Origin of the sequence: Comamonas aquatica NBRC 14918 (genome assembly GCF_000739875.1) — a bacterium.
In the GTDB taxonomy this organism is placed as follows: Bacteria; Pseudomonadota; Gammaproteobacteria; order Burkholderiales; family Burkholderiaceae_C; genus Comamonas; species Comamonas aquatica.
The window spans coordinates 87,527-113,104 of record NZ_BBJR01000041.1 but is presented as its reverse complement, the minus strand read 5'-3'; the positions used below and the strand labels follow the sequence as shown (position 1 = coordinate 113,104).

Annotated in this window: 21 protein-coding genes and 1 pseudogene; 8 read left to right on the top strand and 14 right to left on the bottom strand. The window is 66.4% G+C overall.

From position 1 onward, the window contains the following. Window positions 1-51: 51 nt before the first annotated feature. Together flhC and dnaG are read left to right on the top strand one after the other, a co-directional pair. On the top strand, window positions 52-594 hold the full coding sequence (gene flhC / locus CA2_RS08930; RefSeq protein WP_042415514.1) for a flagellar transcriptional regulator FlhC: 543 nt from the start codon (window positions 52-54) through the stop codon (window positions 592-594). 147 nt (window positions 595-741) lie between these two features. Next, the gene (dnaG, locus tag CA2_RS08925; protein WP_042415511.1) at window positions 742-2,754 is read left to right on the top strand and encodes a DNA primase; all 2,013 of its coding nucleotides are present in this window, start codon (window positions 742-744) and stop codon (window positions 2,752-2,754) included. Window positions 2,755-3,212: 458 nt separating this feature from the next. Here dnaG and CA2_RS18535 read toward each other — a convergent pair whose 3' ends face one another. Further along, a complete protein-coding gene (locus tag CA2_RS18535) occupies window positions 3,213-3,374 on the bottom strand; it encodes a hypothetical protein (protein ID WP_225890490.1) in 162 nt (53 codons plus the stop codon). 13 nt (window positions 3,375-3,387) lie between these two features. Here CA2_RS18535 and rpoD point away from each other — a divergent pair, with 13 nt between their 5' ends. Continuing rightward, complete coding sequence (rpoD, locus tag CA2_RS08920; protein WP_245620917.1) at window positions 3,388-5,694, top strand: RNA polymerase sigma factor RpoD; 2,307 nt, start codon at window positions 3,388-3,390, stop codon at window positions 5,692-5,694. Window positions 5,695-5,864: 170 nt separating this feature from the next. Here the strand turns inward: rpoD and CA2_RS08915 are convergent, their stop codons facing one another. Continuing rightward, entirely contained in the window at window positions 5,865-7,106 is a 1,242-nt protein-coding gene (locus tag CA2_RS08915; protein ID WP_081888926.1) for a CaiB/BaiF CoA transferase family protein, read from the bottom strand. A gap of 332 nt (window positions 7,107-7,438) precedes the next feature. On the opposite strand from CA2_RS08915, the gene CA2_RS08910 reads away from it, so the two are divergent. The 3 genes and pseudogenes from CA2_RS08910 to CA2_RS18525 all read left to right on the top strand — a co-directional run bounded on the left by CA2_RS08910 (window position 7,439) and on the right by CA2_RS18525 (window position 8,534). Further along, on the top strand, window positions 7,439-7,744 hold the full coding sequence (locus CA2_RS08910; protein ID WP_042415506.1) for a winged helix-turn-helix transcriptional regulator: 306 nt from the start codon (window positions 7,439-7,441) through the stop codon (window positions 7,742-7,744). 97 nt (window positions 7,745-7,841) lie between these two features. Further along, window positions 7,842-8,189, top strand: a pseudogene (locus CA2_RS18530) (FKBP-type peptidyl-prolyl cis-trans isomerase); the annotation flags it as partial. After that, window positions 8,181-8,534: an FKBP-type peptidyl-prolyl cis-trans isomerase gene (locus CA2_RS18525; protein WP_225890510.1), complete on the top strand. Its 354-nt coding sequence runs from the start codon at window positions 8,181-8,183 to the stop codon at window positions 8,532-8,534. The pseudogene CA2_RS18530 and the gene CA2_RS18525, both read left to right, overlap by 9 nt. An 85-nt stretch (window positions 8,535-8,619) precedes the next feature. Here CA2_RS18525 and CA2_RS08900 read toward each other — a convergent pair whose 3' ends face one another. The 4 genes from CA2_RS08900 to ppsA all read right to left on the bottom strand — a co-directional run bounded on the left by CA2_RS08900 (window position 8,620) and on the right by ppsA (window position 14,075). Further along, a complete protein-coding gene (locus CA2_RS08900; RefSeq protein WP_042415500.1) occupies window positions 8,620-9,069 on the bottom strand; it encodes a hypothetical protein in 450 nt (149 codons plus the stop codon). Between the two features lie 181 nt (window positions 9,070-9,250). Then, the gene (locus CA2_RS08895) at window positions 9,251-11,344 is read right to left on the bottom strand and encodes a VC_2705 family sodium/solute symporter (protein ID WP_042415496.1); all 2,094 of its coding nucleotides are present in this window, start codon (window positions 11,342-11,344) and stop codon (window positions 9,251-9,253) included. Further along, on the bottom strand, window positions 11,322-11,666 hold the full coding sequence (locus tag CA2_RS08890; RefSeq protein ID WP_042415493.1) for a DUF4212 domain-containing protein: 345 nt from the start codon (window positions 11,664-11,666) through the stop codon (window positions 11,322-11,324). The genes CA2_RS08895 and CA2_RS08890 overlap by 23 nt, the downstream gene beginning before the upstream one ends. A gap of 18 nt (window positions 11,667-11,684) precedes the next feature. Then, window positions 11,685-14,075, bottom strand: coding sequence for a phosphoenolpyruvate synthase (ppsA, locus tag CA2_RS08885; RefSeq protein ID WP_042415490.1), 2,391 nt, complete (start codon window positions 14,073-14,075; stop codon window positions 11,685-11,687). Window positions 14,076-14,259: 184 nt separating this feature from the next. Between ppsA and ppsR the strand changes: the two genes are divergently transcribed. Continuing rightward, a complete protein-coding gene (ppsR, locus tag CA2_RS08880) occupies window positions 14,260-15,096 on the top strand; it encodes a posphoenolpyruvate synthetase regulatory kinase/phosphorylase PpsR (RefSeq protein ID WP_042415487.1) in 837 nt (278 codons plus the stop codon). Between the two features lie 96 nt (window positions 15,097-15,192). On the opposite strand, the gene CA2_RS08875 is transcribed toward ppsR, so the two are convergent. From CA2_RS08875 to CA2_RS08840, 8 genes are all read right to left on the bottom strand, one after another. Further along, the gene (locus CA2_RS08875; protein WP_042415484.1) at window positions 15,193-16,032 is read right to left on the bottom strand and encodes a heme ABC transporter ATP-binding protein; all 840 of its coding nucleotides are present in this window, start codon (window positions 16,030-16,032) and stop codon (window positions 15,193-15,195) included. Beyond that, window positions 16,029-17,084 carry a FecCD family ABC transporter permease gene (locus tag CA2_RS08870; RefSeq protein ID WP_042415481.1) on the bottom strand — a complete coding sequence of 352 codons (1,056 nt, stop codon included), beginning with the start codon at window positions 17,082-17,084 and terminating at the stop codon, window positions 16,029-16,031. The genes CA2_RS08875 and CA2_RS08870 overlap by 4 nt, the downstream gene beginning before the upstream one ends. After that, window positions 17,081-17,971, bottom strand: a complete 891-nt coding sequence (locus tag CA2_RS08865) for a heme/hemin ABC transporter substrate-binding protein (protein WP_042415478.1) — start codon at window positions 17,969-17,971, stop codon at window positions 17,081-17,083. Before CA2_RS08865 ends, CA2_RS08870 begins: the two co-directional genes overlap by 4 nt. 13 nt (window positions 17,972-17,984) lie before the next feature. Next, entirely contained in the window at window positions 17,985-19,067 is a 1,083-nt protein-coding gene (locus tag CA2_RS08860) for a hemin-degrading factor (protein WP_042415476.1), read from the bottom strand. A gap of 76 nt (window positions 19,068-19,143) precedes the next feature. Next, on the bottom strand, window positions 19,144-21,315 hold the full coding sequence (locus tag CA2_RS08855) for a TonB-dependent hemoglobin/transferrin/lactoferrin family receptor (RefSeq protein ID WP_081888925.1): 2,172 nt from the start codon (window positions 21,313-21,315) through the stop codon (window positions 19,144-19,146). Between the two features lie 159 nt (window positions 21,316-21,474). Next, the gene (locus CA2_RS08850) at window positions 21,475-22,656 is read right to left on the bottom strand and encodes a sugar transporter (protein WP_042415578.1); all 1,182 of its coding nucleotides are present in this window, start codon (window positions 22,654-22,656) and stop codon (window positions 21,475-21,477) included. A 137-nt stretch (window positions 22,657-22,793) separates the two neighbouring features. Continuing rightward, on the bottom strand, window positions 22,794-23,684 hold the full coding sequence (locus tag CA2_RS08845) for an MBL fold metallo-hydrolase (protein WP_042415469.1): 891 nt from the start codon (window positions 23,682-23,684) through the stop codon (window positions 22,794-22,796). A 114-nt stretch (window positions 23,685-23,798) separates the two neighbouring features. Further along, window positions 23,799-24,464 carry an NAD(P)-dependent oxidoreductase gene (locus tag CA2_RS08840; protein ID WP_042415466.1) on the bottom strand — a complete coding sequence of 222 codons (666 nt, stop codon included), beginning with the start codon at window positions 24,462-24,464 and terminating at the stop codon, window positions 23,799-23,801. 107 nt (window positions 24,465-24,571) lie between these two features. Between CA2_RS08840 and CA2_RS08835 the strand changes: the two genes are divergently transcribed. After that, window positions 24,572-25,483, top strand: a complete 912-nt coding sequence (locus CA2_RS08835; protein WP_042415463.1) for a LysR family transcriptional regulator — start codon at window positions 24,572-24,574, stop codon at window positions 25,481-25,483. Window positions 25,484-25,578: the final 95 nt, after the last annotated feature.

The following is a 25,578-nucleotide window of genomic DNA, read 5'->3' as shown; positions in this document are numbered from 1 at the left end:
TCCGAAGTGCTCTAAGCCGCTTCGACCGATCACCGCCTACGGAGTCACGCCATGTCCGCGCCCGCCAAAAGTGTTCTGAACGAATCCAAGCAAATCGAACGTGCTGCCATGCTCATCCAGATGGGTGCCCGCATGCAGGTGTTGGAGTCGGAAACCACGCTGTCCTACGAACGCCTGATCCGTCTGTACAAGGAGATCGCCGGCAAGTCGCCCTCCAAAGGCCAGCTGCCTTTCTCGACCGACTGGTTCCTGACCTGGCAGGAAAACATCCACAGCTCGCTGTTCCTGAACATCTATGAATACCTGTCCAAGGGCGTGGATGCCGACCCTGTCGAGGTGCTGACCAAGGCCTACCGCCTGTACACCGAGCAGGTCACGGCCTCGCAACTGGACTGCCTGCTGTCCTTCACCCGCGCCTGGCGCCTGGTGAAGTTCGTGGACGCCAACATGCTGACCCGCACCAAGTGCAGCAAGTGCGGTGGCATGTTTGTCTCCGAACTGTATGAAAACGCCCGCCATTTCGAGTGTGGCCTGTGCAACCCACCCGCCCGCGCTGGCAAGAGCAAGAGCGCAGGCGCCCTGATGCTGCACTGATCCGCAGCCGCAATCCTTTCCCCTTCTTTGACAGCCCGGCCATGCCGGGCTTTTTTTGCGCCATCGCCCCCGCAGGCTGTCGGCTTTTTGCGGGGGCATGCCCGCCGCCCGTGACGCGCGCCAGGCGCATACGGGACAATAGCGCCAGTGTCCATTCCCCAATCCTTCATCCAAGAGCTGTTGTCCCGCGTCGATGTCGTCGACGTGGTGGGTCGCTACGTGCAGCTCAAAAAAGGCGGCGCCAACTTCATGGGGCTGTGCCCCTTCCACGGCGAAAAGTCCCCCTCCTTCAGCGTCAGCCCGTCCAAGCAGTTCTACCACTGCTTCGGCTGCGGCAAGAACGGCAATGCCATCGGCTTTCTGATGGAGCATGCGGGCATGGGTTTCGTGGAAGCCGTGAATGACCTGGCTGGCCAGGTCGGCATGGTCGTGCCACAGGAGGACATCAGCCCGCAGGAGCGCGAACGCCAAGCCGCCGCCAAGCTCAAGCAGGCCACCCTGAACGACGTGCTGGAACGCGCCGGCAACGCCTACCGCCACCAGCTCAAGGAGCACGCGCACGCGGTGCAGTACCTCAAGCAGCGCGGGGTCTCGGGCGCCATCTCCAGCAAGTACGGACTGGGCTATGCCCCGCCGGGCTGGCGCAACCTGGCCAGCGTGTTCCCGGAATATGACGACCCGCAGTTGCAGGAAAGCGGCCTGGTCATCGTCGGCGAGGACGACGACAAGCGCTACGACCGCTTCCGCGACCGCATCATGTTCCCCATCCGCAACGTCAAGGGCGAATGCATCGGCTTTGGCGGGCGCGTGCTGGGTGATGAGAAACCCAAATACCTGAACTCGCCCGAAACCCCGCTGTTCCACAAGGGGCGCGAGCTGTACGGCCTGTTCGAGGCGCGTGATGCCCTGCGCAGCATGGGCTACGTGCTGGTCACCGAAGGCTACATGGACGTGGTCGCCCTGGCGCAGCTGGGCTTTCCGAATGCCGTGGCCACCCTGGGCACGGCCTGCACCAACGACCACGTGCAGAAACTGTTCCGCTTCACCGACTCCGTGGTCTTCAGCTTTGACGGCGATGCCGCCGGCCGCCGCGCCGCGCACAAAGCGCTGGAAGCCGCCCTGCCCTACGCCAACGACACGCGCAGCGTGAAGTTCCTGTTCCTGCCGGCCGAGCACGACCCCGACAGCTTCATCCGCGAGCACGGCAGCGACGCCTTCGCCCGCCATGTCGCCAATGCCCTGCCACTGAGCCAGTTCCTGCTCGAGGCGGCCAGTGCCGAGTGCGACCTGGGCCAGGCCCAGGGCCGCGCCAAGCTGTCCAGCCAGGCCCGTCCGCTGTGGAACCTGCTGCCCGACGGCGCCTTCAAGCGCCTGGTGCTGGGCGAGCTGGCCGCCAAGATCCAGATCGACACGCGCGAGCTGTCGGAGCTGTGGGCCCAGGCCGAAGCCCAGGACAAGCGCTTCCAGCGCGGCGGCTCCCGGCCCGCACCCAACCACAGCCCGTACGACGCGCCACCCCATGCCCCTGCCGCGCCCGACTGGGTGCAGGAATTCGCCCCCAGCGGCCATGCCAATTCGTATGGTGACCGCTGGCGCGGCACGGGCAACGGCAACCGCAACGGTGCTCCCCGTGGCGAATGGAAGCGTGGCAGCAAGTTCGGCCGCCCGCAGGACAGCTGGCCCGCGCCCTCCCTGGGCCCGCGCGTGGCCCCGTCCACCGCCCCCGACCAGGCGGTGCGCCTGCTGCTGTCGCAGATGAAGTTCCTCGAGCAGCTGGACAACGACGACCTGGACACCCTGGCCCACCAGCCCGCGCCGCACGGTCCGCTGTTCGCCTGGATCGAAAGCCAGTTCCAGGAACATGGCCCCCAGCCTTGGGCCGTGCTGCAGGAGCGCCTGCGCGACAGCGTGCATGGCACCTTCGCGCTGCAGCTGATGCAAGGGCCGCACGGCCACCCCGAGGGCGAGGAAGCGGAACAACTGCAGGAGCTGCGCAACATCCTGGCACCGCTGCTGGCCAAGCGCATTGAAATCCTGGAGACCGAAGCCCTGAAGGCCTACGCCGCCAACCCGTCGGACAGCGCCATCAAGGCCCACTACCTGGCCCTGGTGGAGCGCCGCAAGCTGCTGCGGGATCGTGTCACTTCCAGGCCTGAGTAAGGACACTCGGTCCTTCTGACTTCCAAAAGCAGAGCTGTTAGCGCTTGTGAAAGCTTCACTTCCAATTGATTTCATAAGGAAACGATGAATTGGCAAGCGCTGGCAGCTCTTATTTTTGAAAAACAGTTTTGATTTGCCCTACATCTCCCTCTGACAGCCACCGATTTGGCCGGGGTACGAAAAATATTTACAGAAAACACGCGCCAACCTCTTGCAATTTGGCGCAAACGCTATAATTAGGCATTCATCGGCAAGAGCGACAGCAGCACCTCCGGTCCGGGCCCCGTGATAGACGTCACGTGTCAGCAGCAACTGCATGGCCCAATTCCCGCAAGGACTGCACACCAAATGATCGCCCAGACATCTTGCCTTGGGAGCTGTTCGCTCCCGGCATGCCCCAGGCATGCTTGTGCGCCGGGTTAGGTGGCGCTTGCATTTTTCCTTTGTGTGTCCGCTTTTCACCAAGAGGTTTTCATGCCCGTTGCAAAGTCCGCGAAGATGTCCAAGCAGGCGCCCGACGCTACCGCGAAGCCCAAAACTTCCAAAACCACGGCCGCTGCCAGCACGGCAGCCACCGTGAAGAAGTCTGCTGCCACCTCCACCCAGGCAGCCGCTTCCAAGAAAGATTCCGATATGGCGACTTTGTCCCAAGCTGAACTGAAAGCCATGGCCGACGCCCTGCTGGCCGAAAGCACTCCGAAACGCGGTCGCAAGAAAGCGGCCGAAGGCGACGAGGCCCCCGCCGCCAAGAAGCCTGCGGCCAAGAAAGCAGCCGCCCCCAAGGCCGAGGCCGTAGAAGCCAAGCCCGTGGCCGCCAAGAAGGCCCCGGCCAAGGCAGCCAAGGCCCCCGCCGAAGCCAAGGTGCCCGCCAAGCGCGGCCGCAAGCCCAAGGCCAAGGAAGAGTCCGAGATCGACGAAGATCTGGGTGACTTCGACGCCGATGCCGACATCGAAGCGGATGCCGAGACCGAAGTGGAAGTCGAAGCCGAAGTGGTCGAGACAGGCACCACCGAGAAGGCCAAGCCCCTGCGCATGAAGATCAGCAAGGCGAAGGAACGCGCCTTGATGAAGGAATTCGGCCTGGACGAAACCGTCCTGACCGAAGAGGAAATGAACACCCGCCGTCAGCGTCTGAAGATGCTGATCAAGCTGGGCAAGACCCGCGGCTACCTGACCCACGCAGAAATCAACGACCACCTGCCCGACAAGCTGGTCGATGCGGAGACGCTGGAAGTCGTGGTCTCCATGCTCAACGACATGGGCGTGGCGGTGTACGAGCAAACGCCCGACGCCGAAACCCTGCTGCTGAACAACACCGGCCAGTCCGCCACCACCGAAGAGGAAGCGGAAGAGGAAGCCGAAGCCGCCCTGTCCACCGTGGACTCGGAATTCGGCCGCACTACCGACCCCGTGCGCATGTACATGCGTGAAATGGGTACGGTGGAACTGCTGACCCGTGAAGGCGAAATCGAGATTGCGAAGCGCATCGAAGGCGGCCTGATGGACATGATGGAGGCAATCTCCGCTTCCCCCGCCACCATCGCTGAAGTGCTGGGCATGGCCGCCGAAATCCGCGAAGGCAAGGTCGTGATCTCGGCCATCGTTGACGGCTTCGTGAACGCCGACGAAAACGACGACTACGTGGCCGAAGAAGACTTCGACGAATACGACGAAGAGGACGACGACGACGGCAAGGGCGGCTCCAAGGCCATGACCCGGCGCCTCGAAGAGCTGAAGAACGAAGCCCTGTCGCGCTTCGACAAGATCGCCGAGCATTTCGAGAAGCTGCGCAAGGCCTACGACAAGGACGGCTGGGGTTCGCCCGCGTACAACAAGGTGCAGAAGGCCATCACCGACGAGCTGATGACCATCCGCTTCACGGCCAAGACCATCGAGAAGCTGTGCGACCTGGTGCGCGCCCAGGTGGACGATGTGCGCAAGAAGGAACGCGAGCTGCGCAAGATCATCGTCGACAAGTGCCGCATGCCGCAGGAAATCTTCATCAAGGAATTCCCGCCGAACCTGCTGAACCTGAAGTGGGTGGAAGAGCACGCCTCGGCCGGCAAGGCCTGGAGCAATGTGCTGTCGCGCAACATCCCACCCGTGCAGGAGCTGCAGCAGAACCTGATCGATCTGCAGGCCCGCGTGGTCGTGCCGCTGGAAGAGCTCAAGAGCATCAACAAGCGCATGAACGAAGGCGAGCGCAACAGCCGCTTCGCCAAGAAGGAGATGATCGAGGCCAACCTGCGCCTGGTGATCTCGATTGCCAAGAAGTACACCAACCGCGGTCTGCAGTTCCTGGACCTGATCCAGGAAGGCAACATCGGTCTGATGAAGGCCGTGGACAAGTTCGAATACCGCCGCGGCTACAAGTTCTCGACCTACGCCACCTGGTGGATCCGCCAGGCCATCACGCGCTCGATCGCCGACCAGGCCCGCACCATCCGTATCCCGGTGCACATGATCGAGACCATCAACAAGATGAACCGCATCAGCCGCCAACACTTGCAAGAGTTTGGTTTTGAGCCCGATGCGTCCATCCTGGCCGAGAAGATGGAGATTCCCGAGGACAAGATCCGCAAGATCATGAAGATCGCCAAGGAACCCATCTCGATGGAAACCCCTATCGGCGACGATGACGACAGCCACCTGGGCGACTTCATCGAAGACCAGGCCAACACCGCGCCGATCGACGCGGCCATGCAGGCCGGCCTGCGCGACGTGGTCAAGGACATCCTGGATGGCCTGACCCCGCGCGAAGCCAAGGTGCTGCGCATGCGCTTCGGCATCGAGATGTCCACCGACCACACGCTGGAAGAAGTGGGCAAGCAGTTCGACGTGACCCGCGAACGCATCCGCCAGATCGAGGCCAAGGCGCTGCGCAAGCTCAAGCACCCCAGCCGTTCGGACAAGCTGCGCAGCTTCATCGATTCGCTGTAAGCGCGTACGGCCCAAACGGCGCCACCCACCTGTCCTCGCGGCAGGTGGCGCCCAAACCAAAGGAGACCCGCGGGTCTCCTTTTTTCATGCCTGCTCACTCAAACCATAGCAGCCAGCGCTGGCTGCATAGGCGCTGCAGGCCGATTTCGTTCACATGCCCAACACGGGCATCAGGCCACGGCCTGCTGCTGGCGCATCACCTCGATCTCTACTGCGCTGTAGCCCAGGCTGGCCAGCAGCTCGGCCGTGTGCTCGCCCGCCTTGGGCGGGTTGCTGCGCACCGGCAGGCGCTCGCCATCCATGCGCAGCGGCAGCAAGGTGGTCTTGGCCGTCTGGCCCGCCTTGTCGCCATCGCTCAGCACCACCTCGGCCAGGCCACCCGTGGCCAGCAGGTGCGGGTCGTCAAACAGCTGCTCGGGCCGCGAGATCGGGGCATAGGGCAGTTGGTGATCTTCAAACACCTGGGCCAGGTGCGCCGCGCTGTGCTGCGCCAGGCGTTGGCGCAAATCGGGCATCAGCGTGGCACGCGCCCGCACGCGGTCGTTGTTGGTCTGCAGCGCCGGATCGGCCAGCAGGTCGTCAAAGCCCATGGCCGTGCAGAAGGTGCGCCACTGCGCATCGCTCACGGCCGCCAGGAAGATCTGCGCCCCGTCCTGGACGCTGAACACGTCGTACAGGCCCCAGGACGAGATGCGCTCGGGCATGGGCGCTGCCGGCTGGCCAGTCACCGCGTACTGCATCATGTGCTGGCCGACCAGGAAGACGTTGTTCTCGAACAGCGCCGCATCGATCTCCTGGCCTTGGCCGGTTTGCGCGCGCTGCATCAGCGCTGCCATGGCGCCGATGGCACCGAACATGCCGCCCATGATGTCGTTCACGCTGCTGCCCGCGCGCAGCGGATCGCCCGGGCGGCCGGTCATGTAGGCCAGCCCACCCATCATCTGCACCACCTCGTCCAGCGCGGTGCGGTGCTCGTAGGGGCCAGGCAGAAAGCCGGTGTGGTTCACATAGATCAGGCCCGGGTTGAGCCGCGACAGGCTGGCATGGTCCAGGCCGTACTTCTTCATCACCCCGGGCTTGAAGTTCTGCAGCACCACGTCGGCACTTGCGGCCAATCGGATGGCGGCCTGCACGCCCTCGGGCTGGCGCAGGTCGATGGCCACGCTCTTCTTGTTGCGGTTGAACATGGGAAAGAAACCCGCTCCGGCGCCCAGCAGGTGGCGCGTGCGGTCGCCGCCCACCGGCTCCACCTTGATCACCTCGGCCCCCAGATCCGCCAGCACCATGCCGCACGCCGGCCCCATCACCATGTGGCTGAACTCCACCACGCGAATGCCTTGCAACGGCAGGGGTTTCGACGGTGCGGGGATGGCGCCGTGGGGCGCTAGGTCGGAGGGGGTGGTGTCGGTCATGTTCACAAAAAAATAGCAGAGATGGACGCAGTACGGCCGCGCCTAGGGTTTCCCCTGGAATCCGGGCATTCTAGAAAGCCCCCCTGGGCCCTTCACCCATGTTTTGGGCAATCCGGGCATCCCGGAACGTGATTCCCCCGGTGTGGGAACGTGGCAGCGCTACAACAAAAGCAGCGTTTTTGCGCACTTTTGGGCTTTACAGCCTAGCGATTCTTTGTCCCGAGCTACTAAACTTGTAGCAGACAGCATTCACAGCTATAGTCGATTCACGTTGGTTCGGGGCCAGCCTACCGCCCGGCCCATCCCCCATCTCAGCGCAAGGAGAAGCGTCCATGAGCTCTAAGGAAAACGCCGCCATCAACCAGTTGCTCGAAAAACTCGAGCGCCGCTACGCATTGCGCGTGCTGTGGGCACTGCGTGATGGGCATCCGCAAACCTTCCGTTTGCTGCAGGACAGCGTGGGCGGCATCACGCCCAACACCTTGAACACCCGCATCAAGGAACTGCGCGAAGAAGGCTTGATGGAGCATGGCAACGACGGCTACACCGTCACCGCGTCGGGCCAGGACCTGCTCAAGCGCCTGAGCGATCTGCAGGCTTTTGCCACACGCTGGGCAGCCGCACGCGCGAAGAAGTAATCTACGCGCTGCCGCTGCGGCAACCGCGACAGGCACCCGAGGTTTTGGACCGCCGGTGCCTTTTGTTTTTCTGTTTCGTCCACACAAGGAATTTTTCATGGCACTGACCACCACTGCCTCTGGCCTGCAATACGAAGACACCGTTGTCGGTCAGGGCGCCGAAGCCATCAGCGGCGCTGACGTCAAGGTACATTACACCGGCTGGCTGTACCTGGATGGTGAGCAAGGTGCCAAGTTCGACTCCAGCAAGGACCGCCGCGAGCCTTTCGAGTTCACCCTGGACGACGGCATGGTGATCCGTGGCTGGGACGAAGGCGTGCAAGGCATGAAGGTGGGCGGCAAGCGCACCCTGATCATCCCCGCCGAGCTGGGCTATGGCGCGCATGGCGCCGGCGGCGTGATCCCACCCCACGCCACACTGAAGTTCGAGGTCGAGCTGCTCTCCACCAAGGCGGCCCCCGTGCTGCAGATCGAGGACACCGTGGTCGGCGAAGGTGCCGAAGCCACCCGCGGCAAGCGCGTGACCGTGCACTACACCGGCTGGCTGTACAAGGACGGCCAGCAAGGCGCCAAGTTCGACTCCAGCAAGGACCGCAACGACCCCTTCGTGTTCCAACTGGGCGCGGGCATGGTTATCAAGGGCTGGGACAAGGGCGTGGAAGGCATGAAGGTCGGCGGCAAGCGCACCCTGATCATCCCCCCGGAAATGGGCTATGGCGCCCGCGGCGCCGGCGGCGTGATCCCGCCCAACGCCACGCTGAAGTTTGACGTGGAACTGCTGGCCGTCTGAGCCCGCACACACCCCGCACAACACGGCCTGTCATCGACAGGCCGTTTTTTATGCCCCAGAGAGAGATGCCGTGGCCGCCACGGCCTCAGGCAAACAACGCCTGCTCCAGCGGCACATAGGCCTGGGGGCCGACCGCGTCGCGGATCTTGGGGGCCACAGCGGCCAGCTGGTCAAAGCTGGTGGCGGCCTCCACCGACAGGTTCAGACGAAAGCCCGACAGGCCCAGCTTGCCCGTCAGCGCCACGGCCACCGGGTAGGCGTCGCGGTAGCGCTCCTGGGCAGAACGCGCCGAAGGGCTGGCGGCAGGCGCTGCTGCCGGCGAACTGTCCGGGGCCTCGGCCAGCAGGCCGGCCTGCACCAGGGTGTCGATGTCCGCCGCTCCCAGTCCCAGGCCTTGTGTGGCCTGCAGCACCTCGTCGACCGTGCGCACGCCATCGAACAGCAGAAAGGCCGAGCGCAGCTTGCCGGCCAGCTGTGCGCTGCGCGCCTTGAACGCCTGCTGGCCTGCCTCGGTCTTGATCAAACGCCGTCCCATCGCGCATCCCTCCGTTGCCCTTGTGGGAGACAGCATGGCACAGGCCTGCAGCGGGCCCCATTGGGGCAATCCAGGGACTGGGCACAGCAGGCGCTCATGGAAACATGAGCGTGCTGCGCGCGACAGCTCTTGGTTTTCAGCCATTTTTATTCCGAAAACCGCACCAGGCAAGCGCCAGCAGCTATCGTTGCAGCGATTCGCGCGGCCCCACCCAGCTCCACAGCAGGGTCACAGCCATGCCTGCCGCCACACCGAACACGCCGGAGGACACCGGCTGGATGCCCCACCACAGGCCATCGGCCAGCAGCACGGACGGCAACCAGTGCTGGACCATGGCGGTGTGCGACAGCATGTAGTACAGCGCCACGCCCAGCCCGGCCAGCATGCCGGCCAGCGCCGCATAGCGGGTGACGCCACGCCAGAAGATGCCCAGCACCATGGCCGGCACAAAGGCCGAGGCCGCCAGCGAGAACGACGCCGCCACCATGGGCAGGATGTCGGACGGCCGCTGCCCCGCCACCAGCGCCGCCAGCAGCGCCACCGCCATCAGCACGAACTTGGAGACGATGACCCGCTGCTCGGGCGAGGTCTTGCGTGGCCGGTCCTGGAAGTACAGGTCGCGCACCAGGGCGTTGCTGATGGTCAGCAGCAGGCCGTCGGCCGTGGACAACGCCGCCGCCAGCCCGCCGGCGGCCACCAGGCCCGCCACCACATACGGCAGGCCGCCGATTTCCGGTGTCGCCAGCATGATCAGGTCGGCGCCCAGGCGCAGCTCGCCAAACTGCAGCACCCCGTCGCCATTGACATCCTCCACCGACAGCAGCGAGGCATCGACCCGCGCCCACTGCGCGATCCAGTTCGGCAGCTCGTCAAAGCGCACGCCCACCAGGTTGTTCATCACCTCCAGCTTGATCAGCGCCGCCAGCGCCGGGGCCGTCAGGTACAGCAGGGCGATGAAGAACAGGGTCCACGCCACCGAGGTGCGCGCCGCCGACACCGAGGGCACGGTGTAGTAGCGCACCAGCAGGTGGGGCAAGCCGGCCGTGCCCACCATCAGGCAGAACATCAGCGCCAGGAAGTTGTTACGCTCGTCGTTGAACTGCGCGCGCTCCTCGGGCGTGCCGTCCGGGTCGCCGCCAAACGGCTGGCTGTGGCGCGGCAGGCCGGACAGTGGCCGCGCGCGTTCGCGGTACTCCTCCAGCTGCTGGCGCCAGCGCAGCTCGGCCTCCTGGGCGTTGCGCGGCAGGTTGGCGTATTCGCGGCTGGTGGCCACGATCTGGCCCACATCGCTGTTGACCGAGCGCAGGTAGCGGATGCGTTCGTGCAGCACCAGCCGGTCACGCTCCAGCGACAGCGGCACATCCACCAGCTTGGCCTCCAGGGCCTCGACCCGCGCCTGATAGGCCTGGCGCACCGCCAGCTCCTGCGGCGACTGCAGCAGGGCATCCTCCAGTTCGGTGATCTTCTGCAGCTGGCTGGCATAGGCCACAGCCGCCACCGGATTGCCCAGCTGCTTGTACGCCAGCCAGGACACGGGAATCAGGAAGGCCAGCAGGATCACCACGTACTGCGCGACCTGGGTCCAGGTCACGGCGCGCATGCCGCCCAGGAACGAGCACAGCAGCACCCCGCCCAGGCCCAGCATGATGCCGATCTCGAACTGCACCCCGGTCAGGCGCGAGGCAATCAGCCCGACGCCGTAAATCTGCGCCACCACATAGGTGAACGAGCACAGCACCGATGCCAGGGCCGCCACCGTGCGCGGCCAGCGACCACCAAAGCGGGCCTGGAAGAAATCCGGCAGGGTGTACAGCTGCATGGCGCGCAGGTGCGGGGCCACCAGCATGGCCACCAGGCAAAAGCCCCCGGTCCAGCCCAGCAGATAGGCCAGGCCGCCCGGCTGGCCGGCGGTGCCGCCAAAGCCCTGCAGGTACAGCGCGCCCGACAGGCTGATGAAGGAGGCCGCGCTCATCCAGTCGGCGGCGGCGGCCATGCCGTTGTAGACCGGGGGAATGCGGCGGCCGGCGACATAGTATTCGTCGGCATCGCTGGTGCGCCCCCAGATGCCGATGGCGGCATACACCATGACCGGGACGAACAGGAAGATGGGGCCGATCCAGTGGCGCGACAGGCCGTGCTCTTCGGCCCAGGCCATCAGCAGCAGAAAGCCGATCACGGCCAGGCTGTACAAGGCGACCCAGCGATGGACACGCCACCGGTAGGCGCGGGCACGCGAGGAGGAGGAAGTGGCGCTAACGCCGGAGGGGGTGGGCATGGGTGGTACGGGCAGCTGGCAAGGTGGCATCAGGTGCCGAGGCGCTGTGGCACTCGAACCTGTCCATGACCACACAGTAAACCAGCGCGATCAGCATGAACATCAGGACAGCCCCTTGGGCGGCCATCCAGTAGCCCAGCTGCCAGCCTTGCACCCATGCCTGCAAGTCCCGCGCAAAAAAGCACACGCCAAACGAAAACACCACCCAGACCGCCAGCAAGATTGCCTTGAGCCACAGGTGGTGGGTGTCGTGCAGGTCGGGCGGCATCTGCCCCCCGCCTGCCGCCGGCCTGTCATGCACATCGTCGTGAGAAAACTGCATCACAGGCCTTTCGCGGTCTTAGCCCGCCAGTTGCTGCCAGGTGTCGATCACGGTGTCGGGGTTCAGGGAAATCGACACGATGCCCTTGTCCGCCAGCCACTGGGCGAAGTCGGGGTGGTCCGAAGGGCCCTGACCGCAAATGCCGACGTACTTGCCCTGCTTCAGGCAGGCGTCGATGGCGCGCTCCAGCATCTTCTTGACGGCGGGGTCGCGTTCGTCGAAGTCGGCGGCCAGCAGCTCCAGGCCGGAGTCGCGGTCCAGGCCCAGGGTCAGCTGTGTCAGGTCGTTCGAACCGATGGAGAAGCCGTCGAAGTACTCCAGGAACTCCTCGGCCAGGATGGCGTTGGAAGGCACCTCGCACATCATGATCAGCTTGAGCTCGTTCTCACCGCGCTTGAGGCCGTTGTCGCCCAGCATGGTGGTCACGCGCTCGGCCTGCTTCAGGGTGCGCACGAAGGGGATCATGATCTGCACGTTGGTCAGGCCCATGTCCTCACGCACGCGGCGCAGTGCTTCGCATTCCATCTTGAAGGCTTCGCCGAAGTCTTCGGAGATGTAACGCGCGGCACCGCGGAAGCCCAGCATCGGGTTCTCTTCCTCGGGCTCGTAGCGGCTGCCACCGATCAGCTTGCGGTATTCGTTGGACTTGAAGTCCGACATGCGCACGATCACGGGCTTGGGCCAGAAGGCGGCGGCAATCGTGGCCACGCCTTCGGCGACCTTGTCGACGTAGAAGGCGCGGGGCGAGGCGTGGCCACGCGCCACGGATTCCACGGCCTTCTTCAGGTCGGGATCCACGGCGGGGTAGTCCAGAATGGCCTTGGGGTGCACGCCGATGTTGTTGTTGATGATGAATTCCAGGCGGGCCAGACCCACGCCGGCGTTGGGCAGCTGGGCGAAGTCAAAGGCCAGCTGGGGGTTGCCCACGTTCATCATGATCTTGGTCTTGATCTCGGGCATTTCGCCGCGGGTGACTTCGGTCACTTCGGTCTCGATCAGGCCGTCATAGATCTTGCCAGTGTCGCCTTCCGAGCAGGACACGGTCACCAGGGTGCCATCCTTCAGTCGGGCGGTGGCGTCGCCGCAGCCGACCACGGCAGGAATACCCAGTTCACGCGCGATGATGGCGGCGTGGCAGGTGCGGCCGCCACGGTTGGTCACGATGGCGGAGGCGCGCTTCATGACGGGTTCCCAGTTGGGATCGGTCATGTCGGTCACCAGCACGTCGCCAGGCTGGACCTGGTCCATCTGCGAAATGTCGGACACCAGACGCACGGGGCCGGTACCGATCTTCTGGCCAATCGCGCGACCTTCGGCCAGCACATTGCCGGTGCCCTTGAGCTTGTAGCGCAGTTCGGCCTGGCCCTTGGACTGGCTCTTCACGGTTTCGGGACGTGCCTGCAGGATGTACAGCTGGCCGTCGGTGCCGTCCTTGCCCCATTCGATGTCCATGGGGCGGCCATAGTGCTGCTCGATCACCAGCGCGTACTTGGCCAGTTCCTGCACTTCGGTGTCGGTCAGCGAGTAGCGGTTGCGCAGCTCGGGGGCCACGTCGGTGGTCTTGACCAGCTTGCCGGAGGCAGCCTTCTCTTCGGGCGAGGAGAACACCATCTGGATCAGCTTGGAGCCCAGGTTGCGGCGGATCAGCGCGCTCTTGCCAGCCTTGAGCATGGGCTTGTGCACGTAGAACTCGTCGGGGTTCACGGCGCCTTGCACCACGGTTTCGCCCAGGCCATAGCTGGAGGTGATGAAAACCACCTCTTCAAAGCCAGACTCGGTGTCGATGGTGAACATCACGCCGGCCGCGCCCAGGTCGGAGCGCACCATACGCTGCACGCCGGCGGACAGGGCCACCACGTCGTGGGCAAAGCCCTTGTGCACGCGGTAGGAGATGGCGCGGTCGTTGTACAGCGACGCGAACACTTCCTTCATCTTGTGCAGCACGTCGTCGATGCCCACCACGTTCAGGAAGGTTTCCTGCTGGCCGGCGAACGAGGCGTCGGGCAGGTCTTCCGCGGTGGCGGAAGAGCGCACGGCGAACGAAGCGGCGTCGTTACCGCCTTGCAGCGTGATGAAGGCCGCACGGATGGCGGCTTCCAGATCGGCCGGGAAAGGCTGGGCTTCCACCAGGGCACGGATTTCGGCACCCACCTGGGCCAGGGCGCGCACGTCTTCCACGTCCAGCGCCGCCAGCTTGGCGGAAATCTTGTCGGCCAGGCCTTCGTAGGCCAGGAATTCGCGGAAGGCGTGGGCCGTGGTGGCAAAGCCCGTGGGCACGCGCACGCCCTGGGGCAGCTGGGAAATCATTTCGCCGAGCGAGGCGTTCTTGCCGCCTACGACTTCGACGTCGCTCATACGCAGTTGTTCGAAAGGCACGACCAGAGCGGTCGCTTCGAAACGGTTAGACATGGGGAGGCTCCAAAGTTAAAAACCGGTATGTCCCGCATGCCTGCCCACCACATCTTGGATGTTCTGGTTGTCGGCGGTCGACCTGCATGCGAGCGAAATTTGGGAATAATGGGCGCCATTGTAGGCCCGGGGCACGATTTCCGCCGTGACCCCGGGTGTTTGATCTGATTGGATAAGCCTGCCCATGCACACGCGCACCGTATTCGTTATTTCGGATGGCACAGGGATCACTGCCGAGACCTTTGGCACCGCCCTGATGACCCAGTTCGACATCAAGCCCCGCATCGTGCGCATCCCCTTTGTTGACACCGTGGACAAGGCCCACCAGGCGGTACGCCAGATCAACCACACGGGGGATGTGGAAGGCAAGAAGCCGATCGTGTTCAGCACCCTGGTCAACCAGGAGGTGGTCACCATCATCAACGCCCATTGCAAGGGCCTGCTGATGGACATGTTCGGTACCTTTGTGCAGCCGCTGGAAGACGAGCTGGGCATGAAGAGCCAGCACCGCGTGGGGCGCTTCTCGGACATCAGCCAGAGCAAGGAATACCTGGACCGCATGGAGGCCATCAACTACACGCTGGCCCACGACGACGGCCAGACCAACCACGACCTCAGCGGCGCCGACGTGGTGCTGGTGGGCGTGAGCCGCTCGGGCAAGACCCCGACCAGCCTGTACCTGGCCATGCAGTTCGGCCTGAAGGTGGCCAACTACCCGCTGATCCCCGAGGACTTCGAGCGCAAGAAGCTGCCTCCGGCGCTGGAGCCCATCCGCAAGAAGCTGTTCGGCCTGACGATCGACCCCGTGCGCCTGTCCAGCATCCGCAACGAGCGCCGCCCCAACTCGCGCTACGCCAGCCTGGAGAACTGCCGCCACGAAGTGCACGAGGCCGAGGCCATGATGCGCCGCGCCGGCGTGAGCTGGCTGTCGACCACCACCAAGTCGATCGAGGAAATCTCGACCACCATCCTGCAGGAAGTGCTGCCCCACCGCCTGGGCATGGGACACGGCCACGGCTGAGGCCCGCAGGCGGCGCCCTGCCCAGCCCCGCCGCCTTCACATTCCGCATAAAAACAGCTGCCAGCGCGCATACAGCAAGCGCTGGCAGCTATTTTTTTACAAGCAGACCTCGGCCCCAGGACGGGATGCCGGGGCAAACAGGTACTGCAGTGCCCCATCCTGCATGTGCACCGCTTCGCTGTGGATGCCCCAGACCCGGGCCATGCAGTCCGGCGTCAGGATGTCGGCCACGGCGCCCAGCTCGGCCGCACGGCCCTGGCCGGGCACCAGCAGCACCTCGTGCGCATAGCGCAGCGCCAGGTTCAGGTCGTGCAGCACCGCCACCACCCCCAGGCCCTGGGTCTGCGCACGGATGCGCAGCAAGGCCATCACCTGGTGCTGGTGCTGCAGGTCCAGCGCGGCGGTCGGCTCATCCAGCAGCAGCCACTGGCTGCCCAGGCCGTGGGGTTGCCACAGCTGGGCCAGCACCCGTGCCAGCTGCACGCGCGCGCGCTCGCCGCCGGACAAGGTGGTGACTTCGCGCCGTGCCAGGTGGGCCACGCCCATGCTGTCCATGGCGGACTGCACGATCTGCGCCTCCTGGTGCGAAGGCTGCTGGCGGTGGGGGTAGCGCCCCATCTCCACCACTTCCTGGGCAGAAAAGGCAAAGGCCACCTGGGTTTCCTGTGCCATGAAGGCCATGCGCCGCGCCAGTTGGGCCGCCGGCAGCCGGTGCAGGGGCTCCGCCCCCAGGCACACCCGGCCCGCCGCCGGCGGGCGCAAGCCGGCCATCACCGCCATCAGGGTGCTTTTGCCGGCCCCATTCGGACCGACGATGGCCGTCAGCCGCCCCGGTGCCAGCGCAGCCTGCACAGTCGCTAGCAGCGGACCGTGGGCCGAGGCCCGCACCTGCAGTCCGGCGCACACCAGCGCCTGCGATGCCGCCGGCCCGCTCATACCCGCCCCCGGAACTGGCGCAGCATCCACAGGAACAGCGGCACGCCGATGCAGGCCGTCAGCACGCCCAGCGGCATCTCGGCCGGCTGCACCAGGGTGCGCGCCAGGGCATCGGCCGCCAGCACCAGGGCCGCCCCCAGCAAGGCCGAACACGGCAGCACCACCCGGTGGTCCGGCCCGGCCAGCAGCCGCACCCCGTGCGGGGCCACCAGGCCGATGAATCCGATCACGCCGGTCGCCGTGGTCACCACGCCCACGGCCAGCGCCGCGACCACGATGGCCCAGCGCTTGGTGCGCTCCACCGCGACGCCCATCAGCTGGGCCTGCGCCTCGCCCAGCGCCAGGGCATTGAGCGCCCGGGCCAGCAGCAGCGCTGCCGCCAGGCACACCGCCACGGCACCGCCGACCAGCAGCACCGTGGGCCAGCGCGACTGGCCCAGGCTGCCCATCAGCCACAGCTGCACATTGCGCAACTGCTCATCGTTGGAGACATAGCTCAGCCACCCCAGGCCCGCCCCGGCCAGGGCGTTGATGGCAATCCCGGCCAGCAGCATCAACGCGATGCGCGTGCTGCCCTGGGTCTGCGCCAGCCCGTAGATCAGCCCGGTCACCAGCATGCCGCCCGCAAAGGCGCTGCATGCCAGGGTCCAGCTGCCCAGCTTGAACCCCAGGTCGGGCCACCATTGCGGCCCCAGCACGATGGCCCCGGCCGCCGCCAGGGCCGCGCCGCTGCTCACGCCGATCAGGCCGGGGTCGGCCAGCGGGTTGCGAAACAGGCCCTGCATCAGCGCGCCGGCCACCCCCAAACCTGCGCCTGCGGCCGCACCCAGCAGCAAGCGGGGCAGGCGGATGTTCAGGAACACCAGGTGCTCCGGTCCCTGTGCGGCGTGCCCGCCCAGGGCGTCGCGCAACACCACCAGGATCTGCAGTGGGCTGATGGCATACGCCCCCTGCGCGCCGCTCCACAACAAGGCAAGCATGGCCAGCACCACGCCACCGCCCACCGCCAGCGCGGGCGGCAGGCGCCCGGCCACGCCCGCATGCGGCCTCATGCCGTCACCTGCAGCATCTGGCGGTGCAAGGCCTGCACGGCAGAAGGCAGGCGCGGGCCGAAGCCCAGCAGATGGCTGGCCTCCATCGTCACCAGGGCCTTGCGGGCAAACGCCGGGGTCAGGGCCAGCTCCGGCCGCTGCCAGAACGCCGCCACCCCGCCCAGGGCTTCAATCCCCTGGGTGCTGTTGATGAGGACCTGCGGCGCCGCGGCGGCCATGGCCTCGGCCGTCAGGGGGCGGTAGCCGGCGAATGCCGTCACCACGTTGTCGGCGCCGGCCAGTGTCAGCAGGGCATGGGCGGCGGTGTCCGTGCCCGCCACCATGGGTGATCCATTGTGCGAAAGGATGAACAGGGCGCGCGGACGCCGCGTGGCCTGGGCCACCTGCCGGCTCACCTGGGCCCACTCCTGCTGCAGGCGCTGGGCCAGTTGCACAGCCTGGGCCTCGCGCCCGGTCACCCGGCCAACGGTCTCGACCTTGCGCAGCACCTCCTCGAAGCTGTGCTGCGCAGGCACCAGTTCCACCCGCACGCCGGCCGCGCGCACCTGCTCCAGCACCACGGCCGGCCCGGCATCGGCCGCGCCCACCAGGGCGTCCGGCTGCAGGGACAGCAGCCCCTCGGCGGACAGCTGGCGCAAATACCCCACCTTGGGCGTGCGGGTGGCGGCCTCGGGGTACAGGCTGGTGGTGTCCGTGGCCACCAGCAGCGATTGCGCCCCCAGGGCATAGACCACTTCGGTCAGGGCGCCGCCCACGCTGATCAGACGGCGCACGGGCCGGCCACGCGGCTGCGCCCACGCCGGCCAGGCCGCCGCCATGCCCGAGGCGGCCAGGGCTGCCAGCCACTGGCGGCGCGGCCAGGTCTGCGGTGCGAACTGTGGGTGCATTTCCCGTCTCCCCTCAGGCACGTGGCAGGCTTTCAGCCAGATCACGCCAGGCGGGCAGCTCCAGCTCGCCCGGATGGCGCACCCCGAAGAACATGGCCACCACATCGCCGGAGGCATCGAACAGCTCCACCGAGGTCACCACGCCGTCGCTGGTGGGCTTGCGCACCAGCCAGGCCGCCGTGATCAGGTCGCGGCGCAAGTGCAGGTTGAAGCCAGGGTCCAGCACATTGATCCAGTCCGCGCCACCGGGTGTCTGCATGGGCTTGATGTGGTGCACGGTCCCGGAGTGGATCTGGATGCAGCCCTTGCTGCCGACGAACACCATGATGGGCACGGCCGCCGCCGCGGCCTGCTGCAGCAGCGGGGTCACGGCCCCCAGGTGCAGCGGTTCGCAGAACTCCCCCCGGGTCAGGCGAAAGCTCTGCTGGCGCTCGCACTCAAAGTGGCGCAGCATGCCGAAGAACTCGTGCGTGTCCTGCATGTTCGCCCAGGCCTGGCGCAGGCCTGCGGCGTCGATGCTGGCATCGTCCTTGACCACGGCCCGCGGCTTGGCCGGCACGAAGCCATAGTCCTGCTGTGCATCGGCAAAGCGCTGCACCACGGCCTCCCAGGCCTGCAGGTCGGTGCTGGGGCGCACATAGATCTTGTGCACCGCTACGCCATGCTGGTTGAAGAACTGCAGGCTGCGCTGCGCTGCCCCGCCCTGGCCCGGCTCGGTCACGGCGAAACCGGCATGCCACTGGAAGAACAAGAGGCGCAGATCGATGTCGTCGTTGTTGCACAGGGCCACCTGCCCCTCGCGGCTGAAGCCCTGGTAGATGCCATCCTTTTCGTGGACGACGGACTCGTTGCGCGTCAAGGCCATCAGCGTGCCGCAAGGCGCCAGCGCCGACAGGATTTCGAACCACTGCGGCGCCAGCGCCAGGGCTTTGAGGGGCTGCGCATGCGTCCCCACGTGGGCGGCGACCACCGCCCCCTCACTCAGGCCCACGGATTGGGCGGCATCCTTGGCGCGCAGCCCCTGGGCGCGCGCCTGGGCAAAGGCCTGGCGTATCGCGGCGTGATCGGCCAACTGTTGTTCCACTACGGCATTCATGGTGTTGCTCCTGGTTTGGAAAAAACGGGCGCCATGCCGACCGTGCGGCATGGCGAGGGGGCTGGCGGAACCGGCCTCAGAAGTCAGCGACCAGCGAGACGCGCAGGTTGCGCCCCGGGTTGCTGTAGGCGTCGATGGCGGCACGCTCGGTGGCCGTCGTCACACCGCGCACATCGGACCAGTTCCAGTACTTCTTGTCGGTGAGGTTGAACAGGCCCAGGTTCAGGCGCACGCCCTTGCGCAGCTCCACCTGGCCGCTCAGGTCCAGCACCTTGGACGCAGGGCTCAGGAACAGGGCCGTGCTGCTGGACGGCACATCGCGCGGCTTCTTGGCTGCGGTGTAGGTGGCCGCCAGCTCCCAGTTCCAGCGCGCCGCCTTCTGGCTCAGGCCCAGCTTCAGCTGGTGGGGCGAGATGCTTTCCAGGCCTTGGCCGTCCTCGCCAGTGCCCTTGGTGTAGCCATAGCCGCCGCGCAGATGCCAGGCCCCGCCCCAGGCCCGACCCAGCTCGGCCTTGGCCTTCAGCTCCACGCCCTTGATCGTGGCCTGCGCCTGGTTGCGCGACTGCTGCAGGCTGATCACCGGGGCGGTGCCCACCGAGCCGGCGTTGGCATAGCGTTCGATGAAGTTGCGGTAGCGCCCGTAGAACGCCGCAGCCTCCCACTGGAAGGCGCCCTCGGTCTGGCGCAGGCCCAGGTCGAAGTTGTTGCTGGTTTCCGCCTGGAGGTTGGGATTCGGCAAGATGTAGTAGCCATAGAACGGCGTCACATTGCCAAAGAAGTTGTTCAGCTCGCCCGCCGTGGGTGCACGGAAGCCGCGCGCATAGTTGGCATACAGCTGCAGGCCCCCGGCCAGGTTCCACTGCGTGCCCAGCTGCGGCAGCCAGGCATCGAAGCGCTTGGACACCGGTGTGGCCCCCGTGGCCCCCATGTTGATGCTGCCGGCGTCGGCGTCGATATCGACCGATTCGTAGCGCAGGCCCGGTTTGACCAGGAAGGCACCCAGCTCGATGTTGTCCTGCACGAAGGCGCCCCAGCGCGTGGTGCGGGTGTCCGGCCCCTTGGGCACCGAGGTGGTCACACCGTTGTCGGTGGACAGGCTGTCGAAATCGTTGTCCAGGCGGCTCAGGTCCAGCCCATAGTGCAGCGCATGCGCCCCCCACTGCTTGCGCGCCTGCACGCCGGCCTGCAGCATGCGTTCGTCGTAATGGTGGTCGCGCACACGCATGCCATTCGCCGTGCTGGTGTCCAGCCGCAGCTGCTGGCGGCTGCTGCTGCCCTGCCAGGCCAGGTAGCTGCTCAGCAGGTCGGCGGCCGCGCTGCGCACCCGGAAGTCCGACTTCAGCGACACCCGGCTGCGCGTGCTGTCGTTGTCGTCGATGTGGCTGCGGGTGGTGCCGTTGGCAAAGTCGTGCAGGTTGTTGACATGCACGTCCTGGCGGCGGTGTTCGGCCGTGAAGACATGGGTCTGGTCGGCATCGGGCTGGAAGACCAGCTTGGCCAGCACCGACTGGCGGCGGTTGTCTTCCGGATTGGGCTGGGTGCGCTGCAGGCCCGTGCCGCCCACGGTGCCCATGTTGTCGATCTCGTCGCTCCACTCGCCGTTGACGGACAGCAGCCACTGCCATTGCTCCGAGGCCCTGCCCGCCAGCGCGGCGCCAGCGGTCAGGCCCTGGTTTTCGCTGCGCCAGCCCAGCAGGGCCCGTCCGCCTAGGGTCTTGCCGTCCTTGAGCAGGTCGGCCGGCAGCAGGGTGCGCATATGGACCACCCCGGCAATCCCGCCGGCCGGCAGGCTGACCGGCGACACACCCTTGTGCACCTCGATGGCCGACAGGGTCAGCGGGTCGACATGGTCGCGGCCGAAGCTGTGGCTGTTCATGAAACTGTCGGCCTCGGGCTGGGCAATGCCGTCGATCAGCATCTGCACCCGGTTGCCACCCAGGCCGCGGATTTCAAACCCGGTATTGCCCTCGCGCCCGGTGGTGCCCGAGATGCCGGTGCCACGCTTGGGCTGGCGTGGCACCTCCACGTTCACCATGTCCCGGGTCGCGTCGCGGATGTCCAGCACCTGCTGGCGCTCCAGATCCGCCTGGTTCAGGGCCTCCACCCCATAGGTGGTGGACAGCTCCGAGGCTTGCTCGGTCACCACCGTCGTTGGCAACTGCGGCTCGGCCGCTTGCGCTGCTGCACACACCCCAGCCCACATGGCCGCGCACGCCACTGGGCGCAGGCCTCCCCACAACTGTGTCATAGCTCGTTCTCTCTTCCTTCATTTGGTGATATCCAAACGCTGGCGAACCTCGGAAGAACGAAAACGACCTGGGGGTGGCTGGCTGTGCGCGCATTATATGAGAATAATTCTCATTAATTGACGCAAGACAACCGTTGGTCCCTTGGACTGGATTAAGGATTAATGCCTGCCCGACCAGCGCCGCTGCGACCAGACACACCACACCAGCCCCAGCGTGGCCAGTGCACCGCCGACCCAGCCGATGTGCTGCATGCCGGCATGCAGGCTCACCTGGCTGCCCAGCAGCGCCCCGGCGCCGATGCCGATGTTGAAGATGCCCGAGAACAGCGACATCCCCACGTCCGTGGCATCGTGGGCCAGGCTCAGCACCTTGGCCTGCATGGCCAGGGCCATGCACATCATGGCGATGCCCCAGACCACACAGACTGCGTACAGCAGCGGCACCTGGGCGCTGGCAGGGCCCAGCAGGCCCAGGCTGAGCGCCATGCCGGCAATCGCCAGCGGCAGGAAGCTGCGCGCCAAGCGCAGGCCATAGGCGCTGAACAGCAGGCTGCCGACAATGCCCATGCCGCCAAACAGCAGCAGCACCACCGTGGTCACATGCGCATCCAGGCCCGCCACGACCTGCACAAAAGGCTCGATGTAGCTGTAGACCGTGAACTGCGCCGTCACCACACACACCAGCAGCAGGTACAGGGCCATCAGCGCAGGACGGCGCAGCAGCACCGGGATGCTGGAGGCCGAGCCAGCGTTCTCGCTGGGCAGTTGCGGCAGGTTGCGCGCCAGCGCCAGCATGACGACCACCGCCAGTGCGCCAATCGCCCAGAAGGTGGTGCGCCAGCCCAGCCAGTCCCCCACCACACGCCCCAGCGGAATGCCCATGACCATGGCCAGCGTGGTGCCCGTGGCCAGCAGGCCCAGGGCCTGGGCCTTTTTGCCCGGCGGTGCCACGCGCACCGCCAGGGCCGCCGTGATCGACCAGAACACCGCGTGCGAGAAGGCCACGCCCGCGCGGCTGAGGACCAGCATGGCAAAGCTGTTCGCCAGCCCCGACACCACATGGCTGGCGATGAACACGGCGAACACCCCCATCAGCAGCTTGCGCCGCTCCATGTGCCGCGTCAGCAGCATGCAGGGCAGCGAGGCCAGGGCCACGATCCAGGCATAGATGGTCAGCATCAGGCCCACGTGCTCGGCCGGCATGCCAAAGCTGGCGCCGATGTCGCCGAGCATGCCGACCGGCACAAACTCGCTGGTGTTGAAAATGAAGGCACCCAAGGCCAGCGCGCACACGCTCAGCCAGGCGCGCAGGTTGGAAGCGGGGGAAACAGGGGAAGACATGCGCAAGACAGAAATGAAAATGCACCCCGCAGGGTGCTTGATGGTCAACACGCGGCGGCCTTGTGCACAAGGCCGCCCGGTCCCGCAGTCTAGCCCTTGTGCCGGGCGCCGGGTGCGCTGGCCTGCGCACCCCCTGTTCAGCCCCAGGCCATTTCCCCCAGGACCACCTTGGCGCCGATCTCCAGCGAGACCTTGCCCTGCAGCTGCGGGTAGCGCTGCAGCATGTGGGCGATCAGCTGGGCACTGCCGGAGGACTGGGCCAGCGCTTCTTCGAACGCCAGCAGATAGTCCCGCGTGAAGCGCAGGGCCCCGGCATCCAGCACGCCCTGGGGACCCATGTGGCCAGGCACCAACCGTTGCGGCTGGCGCGCCAGCATGGCGTCCAGGTTGTCACGCCAGGCCCGGCGTGCCGCAGCGCTGGGGGTGTCGGCCGTCCAGACATGCAGGTCCGAAAACACCAGCACCCCACCCACGATGGCCTGCAGCGACGGCACCCACAGGTAGCGCCGGTTGGCCAGGCCCTGCGCGGCCACGATCTCGATGCGCTGGCCTTCCAGCATCAGCACCGACTCATCGAACGGCTGGGCAAAGACCACGTCGGCGCGGGTCTGCGGGCCGTTGTCCTTGAGCTGCGGCCCCCAGATGGCCAGCTTCTTATCGACATTCGCCGCAATCGCCGCGATGGTCTCGGAGGCCGCCAGAATCCGTGCCTGGGGAAAGGCGTCGCGGATGGGCGCCAGACCAAAGTAATAGTCGGGATCGCTCTGGCTGATGTAGATGGCCTGGAGCGTCTTGCCCGTCGCCGCGATGGCCTGGGCCACGGCCCGGCCATCGGAGAGGGTGAAGCCACCGTCCACCAGGATGGCATCCCGGGCCCCGCTGAGCAGCACGGGCGCCCGCGAGAAGCCGTGTTCATCGGCGGGGAAGTGGGTCCACTGCAGGGCGGCCGGCTGGGCCGCCTGCACCGCCAGCGACGGGGCCGCCAGGCCCACAGCGGTCATTTGCAGGAAATGGCGACGTTGCAACATGGAGAGATTCATGGTTTCAAACAGGGGGCGCGCACCCGCGCACGGCCACAGGGTGCGGGTCGCTGCGGTGCGCCAAACACAGGGACCGGCCCGCGCGGTGGCCGGCAGCGATCATCAATAGGCCACTGTGAAGCGCTGGCGCACATGCGCCTGCTGCTCCAACGCATCCACCAGGGCCACGGCCAGGTCGGCGGCCGAGATGTCGCCCGGTGTGCCATCGGCCTGCATCAGCGGGGCATCCTGGCCAGTGCGGTACTGGCCGGTGCGGCCCTGGGACTGGGCGGCCGAGCCACCGTGGAAGCCGATGGGGGGGCTCAGGAAGCTCCAGTCCAGGCCCGTGTCCTGGGTCTGCAGCAGGGTCAGCACATCGCGGGCCGCCGTGGCACCGGCCTTGATGGGGGCGGGGAATTCCGGCGTATCGACCAGTTGCACGCCAGGCGCCACAAACAGGCTGCCCGCGCCGCCCACGACCAGAAAGCGCGACACGCCCGCGTCCTTGACGCCCTGCAGCGTGGCACGGCTGGCGCGCATGAAATCCTCGTAGATGTTCGGGTTGGTCCAGCCCGCGTTGTAGGCGCTGAGCACGGCCTGCGTGCCACGCACGGCCTCGCGCACGGCGGCGGCGTCCAGCACATCGGCCTGCACCACCTTCAGGTGCGGGCGCGGTGCCAGCTTGGCGGGGTCACGCACCAGGGCCACCACGTCGTGGCCACGCTGCAGCAATTCTTCCAGCAGGGCCGAGCCCACGAAACCGGTGGCACCAATCAGAGCAACTTGCATGTGCTATCTCCTAGCAATTGAACAATGGCTAAAGCTTAAAGGCCTGAAACCGGCAAAAACCACGCAGATTGCACCAACACTTTGAAGCACAGCTTCACAATAACGGCATGGAAGACCTCAAACGCATGGCCGTGTTCGCCGCCGTGGTGCAGGCGGGCAGCATGACGGCCGCCGCCCGGCAGCTGGGCATGACGCCCTCGGCCGTGAGCCAGCACATCCGCCAGCTGGAGCGCCAGGCCGGCGTCACCCTGCTGCACCGCTCCACCCGCCAGATCGCCCTGAGCGATGCCGGCCAGCGCTTTTACGTGCAGTGCGCCACCCTGGCCGATGCCGCGCAGCGCGCACGGGCCGAGCTGGTGGCCGAACGCCAGCAGCCCAGCGGCGAGCTGCGCCTGTCCGCCCCGGTCGGCTTTGCCCGGCATGCGGCCCCGGCCCTGGGCGCCTGGCTGGCGCGCTTTCCGCAACTGCGCCTGGGCCTGCTGCTGGACGATGCCACCATCGACCTGATCCAGGCGCGGGTGGACGTGGCCCTGCGCTTTGGCCACCTGCCCGACTCGACCTGGGTGGCGCGCAAGCTGGCCAGCACCCCCAACTGGCTGTGCGCCGCACCGCGCTGGGTGGCCGCGCAGCCACAGCCGCTGCAGCACCCGGAACAGCTGAGCAGCGCGCACTGGCTGGCCCTGTACCGCTCCGGCGATGCCCTGCGCACCCTGCAGTGGCGCCACCGCGGCACCCAGGCGCTGTACAGCCTGCAGTTGCTGCCGCACCTGCACAGCAACCACCAGATGGCCGTGCAGGAGCTGTGCGAGGCCGGCCTGGGCGTGGCCCTGCTGTCCGCCATCGACGTGGCCGACCGCGTGCGCGACGGGCACCTGGTGCGCCTGCTGCCCAACTGGGAGATGGGCCTGCTCGACATCTGGGCCGTGACGCCGCAGCGCGATGCCCAACCCGCCAAGGTGCGCCAGGCGATCGCCGAGCTGCAGGCCTACTTTGCGCAGCTGGACGGCACGCTGCGCTGAGCCTGCACCGCTGCGCACCAAAACAAACAGCACCGTGGCCGGTGCTGTGGGTGAATTGCAAAAATTGATAGCTGACAGCGCTTGACCCGCGTGCA

Bases quoted from the DNA above. Each gene is read 5' to 3' on its own strand.
- flhC (WP_042415514.1), top strand. From the start codon at position 52: ATGTCCGCGCCCGCCAAAAGTGTTCTGAACGAATCCAAGCAAATCGAA.
- rpoD (WP_245620917.1), top strand. From the start codon at position 3,388: ATGGCGACTTTGTCCCAAGCTGAACTGAAAGCCATGGCCGACGCCCTG.
- CA2_RS08915 (WP_081888926.1), bottom strand. From the start codon at position 7,106: ATGACCGACACCACCCCCTCCGACCTAGCGCCCCACGGCGCCATCCCC.
- CA2_RS08910 (WP_042415506.1), top strand. From the start codon at position 7,439: ATGAGCTCTAAGGAAAACGCCGCCATCAACCAGTTGCTCGAAAAACTC.
- CA2_RS08900 (WP_042415500.1), bottom strand. From the start codon at position 9,069: ATGGGACGGCGTTTGATCAAGACCGAGGCAGGCCAGCAGGCGTTCAAG.
- CA2_RS08895 (WP_042415496.1), bottom strand. From the start codon at position 11,344: ATGCCCACCCCCTCCGGCGTTAGCGCCACTTCCTCCTCCTCGCGTGCC.
- CA2_RS08890 (WP_042415493.1), bottom strand. From the start codon at position 11,666: ATGCAGTTTTCTCACGACGATGTGCATGACAGGCCGGCGGCAGGCGGG.
- ppsA (WP_042415490.1), bottom strand. From the start codon at position 14,075: ATGTCTAACCGTTTCGAAGCGACCGCTCTGGTCGTGCCTTTCGAACAA.
- ppsR (WP_042415487.1), top strand. From the start codon at position 14,260: ATGCACACGCGCACCGTATTCGTTATTTCGGATGGCACAGGGATCACT.
- CA2_RS08875 (WP_042415484.1), bottom strand. From the start codon at position 16,032: ATGAGCGGGCCGGCGGCATCGCAGGCGCTGGTGTGCGCCGGACTGCAG.
- CA2_RS08870 (WP_042415481.1), bottom strand. From the start codon at position 17,084: ATGAGGCCGCATGCGGGCGTGGCCGGGCGCCTGCCGCCCGCGCTGGCG.
- CA2_RS08865 (WP_042415478.1), bottom strand. From the start codon at position 17,971: ATGCACCCACAGTTCGCACCGCAGACCTGGCCGCGCCGCCAGTGGCTG.
- CA2_RS08860 (WP_042415476.1), bottom strand. From the start codon at position 19,067: ATGAATGCCGTAGTGGAACAACAGTTGGCCGATCACGCCGCGATACGC.
- CA2_RS08855 (WP_081888925.1), bottom strand. From the start codon at position 21,315: ATGACACAGTTGTGGGGAGGCCTGCGCCCAGTGGCGTGCGCGGCCATG.
- CA2_RS08850 (WP_042415578.1), bottom strand. From the start codon at position 22,656: ATGTCTTCCCCTGTTTCCCCCGCTTCCAACCTGCGCGCCTGGCTGAGC.
- CA2_RS08845 (WP_042415469.1), bottom strand. From the start codon at position 23,684: ATGTTGCAACGTCGCCATTTCCTGCAAATGACCGCTGTGGGCCTGGCG.
- CA2_RS08840 (WP_042415466.1), bottom strand. From the start codon at position 24,464: ATGCAAGTTGCTCTGATTGGTGCCACCGGTTTCGTGGGCTCGGCCCTG.
- CA2_RS08835 (WP_042415463.1), top strand. From the start codon at position 24,572: ATGGAAGACCTCAAACGCATGGCCGTGTTCGCCGCCGTGGTGCAGGCG.